Here is a 4,138-nt window from a genome sequence, read left to right as displayed (position 1 = left end):
GCAATGTAGTCAAAGAATTGTGAGCGCATAACATTTATGTAATCACCATGTATCCGGCGGTGATCACATCAAGGAAAATAAATGAAACAGCACGCCTCTGGCACGAGAAACGCCCACCACATTACCCTTGCTGGGCTGCTTGCCCGCAGGGAATGGGAAAATACAGCCATCACCAGTTATAACCGTCTGGATGCACATCCGCCCTTTAGCAGTTGGCGTGATGCCGACGCAGCGCGCGACGATCGCCCCTCTTCACGGATTGTATTGCTGAACGGCGACTGGAAATTCAGTTATTTCCCTCGTCCCCAAGCCGTGCCTGAAGAGTGGGTACAGCAGGATTTGGTCGATGCCGATACGTTGGTTGTACCGTCCAACTGGCAACTTGCAGGTTATGACGCGCCGATCTACACCAACGTGCAATATCCCATCCCGGTCAATCCACCATTCGTACCCGAAGAGAATCCCACCGGTTGCTACTCTGTCAATTTCAGCGTCGCATCCGATTGGCTGGCTGAAGGTCAAACGCGGATTATTTTCGATGGCGTCAACTCTGCCTTTTATCTGTGGTGCAACGGTGAAATGGTCGGTTATTCGCAGGACAGTCGCCTGCCAGCCGAATTTGATTTAAGCCCTTTCCTCCACGCGGGTGACAACCGGCTGGCGGTGATGGTGCTGCGCTGGTGTGACGGCAGTTATCTGGAAGATCAGGATATGTGGCGCATGAGCGGTATTTTCCGCGACGTGCGTTTGTTGCATAAGCCGCAAGTTCAGTTACAGGACGTACAGTTGCGTACCCATCTCAGTCCCGGTTTCTACCGAGCCGAACTGGAAGTGGAGATTCATGCGTCATTAACCGAAAAAAACACCGCGGATTATCAGGCCGAGGTTACGCTGTGGCGCGCTGATCAACGCATCATTAGCCAGAAACAAGCGTTTGGCAGTGCCATTATTGATGAACGTGGTGCATACGTCGATCGCACGACGCTGCGCCTCCCCGTTGATCAGCCTGCACTCTGGAGTGCAGAAGAGCCTCATCTCTATCGCGCCGTCATTTCCCTGCTCAATGCACAAGGTGAATTGATTGAGGCCGAAGCGTTTGATGTCGGTTTCCGTCAGGTTGAAATCAGCAACGGTCTACTGAAAGTGAACGGTCAACCCCTGCTGATTCGTGGAACCAACCGCCATGAGCATCACCCTGAAAACGGTCAGGTGATGGATGAAGAGACGATGCGCCGCGACATCATACTGATGAAGCAGCACAATTTTAACGCCGTGCGCTGTTCGCACTATCCCAATACGCCACTTTGGTACCGCCTGTGTGACCACTACGGCTTGTATGTGGTCGATGAGGCGAATATTGAAACCCATGGTATGCAGCCGATGGCCCGTCTGTCTGACGATCCGCGCTGGTTCAACGCCTACAGTGAACGTGTCACGCGCATGGTACAACGCGACCGTAATCATCCGTCGATCATTATCTGGTCCCTGGGTAATGAATCTGGTCATGGCAGCAGCCATGACGCGCTTTACCGCTGGATCAAGACCAACGATCCGACCCGCCCCGTGCAATATGAAGGGGGCGGAGCCAACAGTGCAGCAACGGATATCGTTTGCCCGATGTACGCGCGTGTCGATCAGGATCAACCCTTCCCGGCGGTACGCAAATGGTCCATCAAGAAATGGATTGGTATGCCGGATGAAAATCGCCCGCTGATTCTTTGTGAGTATGCCCACGCCATGGGCAACAGCTTTGGCGGATTTGATCGCTATTGGCAAGCCTTCCGCAAGTTCCCGCGCTTGCAAGGGGGCTTCGTGTGGGATTGGGTCGATCAGGCCCTGACCCGCTATGACGAACAGAATCAGCCCTGGTATGCCTACGGGGGTGACTTTGGCGATACGCCAAATGACCGCCAATTTTGTATGAATGGGCTGGTTTTCCCGGATCGCACACCGCATCCAAGTTTGTATGAAGCGCAGCGGGCACAACAATTTTTCCAGTTCCAATTGATCAACAGTTCACCGTTGCAAATCAGCATTACCAGTGAATATCTGTTCCGTCACAGCGACAATGAGCAATTGAATTGGCGCATCGAACAAGATGGCCGCACGCTGACTCGCGGGAGCCTGATACTGGATCTCCCTGCGCGTGGCGAGCAGTCATTCACGTTGGCAGAAAACCTGCCCCCGGTGACGGGTGAAGGCGAGCTGTGGTTGAATGTGGAAATTGTACAACCCAACGCCACCGACTGGTCACAACCCGACCACCGCACCGCGTGGGATCAATGGCCGCTGCCACAGGACTTGGCGATCGCGCCAACTGATGCACTGAGCGGTGAATTGCCACAACTGATCGAAAATGAGCAGGGTTATGAGATCACCCATGGGCAACAGCGCTGGCAATTCAATCGCGCCAGCGGCCTGCTGGAACAGTGGCGGTTTGGCGAGGATGCCGGGCTTCTGACGCCACTGCGCGATCAGTTTGTCCGCGCACCGCTGGATAATGATATCGGCGTGAGTGAAGTCACCCGCATTGACCCCAATGCCTGGGTCGAACGCTGGAAACAGGCCGGGATGTATGACCTCGCCGCCCAATCCCTGCGATTGACCGCCGACAGCACTCAGGACGGCGTGCGAATTGTTACCGAACACAGTTTCAGCGCCGGATCGCGTACGCTGTTAACCAGTCGCAAAAACTGGCTGATTGATCGTCAGGGGCAATTAACGGTCTCGGTCGACGTTAATGTCGCCACTTCCCTGCCCGCTCCGGCGCGCATTGGCCTGAGTGTGCAGTTGGCAACCCGCGCAGAGGACGTGAGTTGGCTCGGTCTGGGTCCCCATGAAAACTACCCGGATCGCCAGCTATCAGCCCAGCATGGCCTTTGGACGTTGCCGTTGGAAGAGATGCATACGCCGTATATTTTCCCAACGGAAAACGGACTGCGCTGCAATACCCGCCGCTTGAATTATGGTGACTGGCATGTCGGCGGTCAGTTCCACTTCGGGATGGGTTGCTACAGTCTGCAACAGTTGATGGACACCAGCCATCGCCATCTCCTGCAAGAGGAGCCGGGCGTTTGGCTGAATCTGGATGGATTCCATATGGGCGTCGGCGGTGACGACTCCTGGAGCCCCAGCGTAAATGCTGACTATTTGCTGGATGCAGGTCATTACCATTATCAACTGACGCTGAAACGCGGAGAATAGCGGCGCCGCGGTAATTCATTCACGGGTTTTTATGGCACATCAAAACCCGTTTTCTTCGGCTTACTGTTGAAGTTATTGCCAATTTCTCAACAAGTTGCACAAACTATGGTCAATTGAACAACTATTTGCAGGAACCCCTTTGACATGCTGATGGAGTGACAGTATGATTCGCCCCGTTCACACGATTCCTCTGTAGTTCAGTCGGTAGAACGGCGGACTGTTAATCCGTATGTCACTGGTTCGAGTCCAGTCAGAGGAGCCATAAATTTAACACCATCGACAGCCACTAATGTCCATGGTGTCTCAAAGTAAAATCCCCTTTTTTCAAATCAAATTACACTCTGTTCCATATTGGCATACTGGCATCCAGCATTTTTGGGGGCTTCATTGGGACTCGAATTGGCTAAATTATCGTATCCTTGGCTATCCCATTTTTAGCACCATTATCCCAATAACGTCATCAGTTTTGACCGACCAACTTGCAGAACACAGCCTATCCGATCTCACTGAACAATTTAGGCTGAAAATCAACAAATTGATAAAATGCCTCAGTCTTTCAGTTTTTAATTGAACAATTCAACCCTGCCTAAAAGTAAGAATGAGTCGTGTCTCTAACCCCCCAGGCGAAACCTCCGCGACCTATTTTCTGCAGATGAGCTGCACTTATTTATGAATTAAATTCATAACCTCATACAGCTTAGAGGACTTACTTCTTCGTTACACACTTCGTAACATGCCTCGTACAGTCAGAAATTGAATGTAGGTGATTGATTAGTTTCACCACATATTTAATGAGATGGTCACTCCCTCCTTCACAGCAGTATGCTGAGAGCAGGCTTAAACTGGAGAACCATCATGGAAAACATTGCGCTCATTGGTATCGATCTGGGTAAAAACTCTTTCCACATTCATTGTCAGGATCGTCGTGGGAAAG

Annotated in this window: 2 protein-coding genes and 1 tRNA gene; all 3 read left to right on the top strand. The window is 52.0% G+C overall.

The features are described from left to right. Window positions 1-81: 81 nt before the first annotated feature. Window positions 82-3,204, top strand: a complete 3,123-nt coding sequence (locus tag DRI82_RS23595) for a beta-galactosidase (RefSeq protein ID WP_114196315.1) — start codon at window positions 82-84, stop codon at window positions 3,202-3,204. A gap of 186 nt (window positions 3,205-3,390) precedes the next feature. Next, window positions 3,391-3,466: transfer RNA gene (locus DRI82_RS23590), tRNA-Asn, on the top strand. A 593-nt stretch (window positions 3,467-4,059) separates the two neighbouring features. Continuing rightward, on the top strand, window positions 4,060-4,138 hold a 79-nt coding region (locus DRI82_RS24480; protein ID WP_225624926.1), incomplete at its 3' end, for a hypothetical protein.

It is taken from the genome of Edaphovirga cremea, from assembly GCF_003332275.1.
Classification (GTDB): domain Bacteria; phylum Pseudomonadota; class Gammaproteobacteria; order Enterobacterales; family Enterobacteriaceae; genus Edaphovirga; species Edaphovirga cremea.
The sequence above is the reverse complement of the archived record's forward strand: the minus strand, read 5'-3'. Positions and strand labels throughout refer to the sequence as shown.

Coding starts and splice junctions, on each gene's coding strand:
- DRI82_RS23595 (WP_114196315.1), top strand. CDS start 82: ATGAAACAGCACGCCTCTGGCACGAGAAACGCCCACCACATTACCCTT.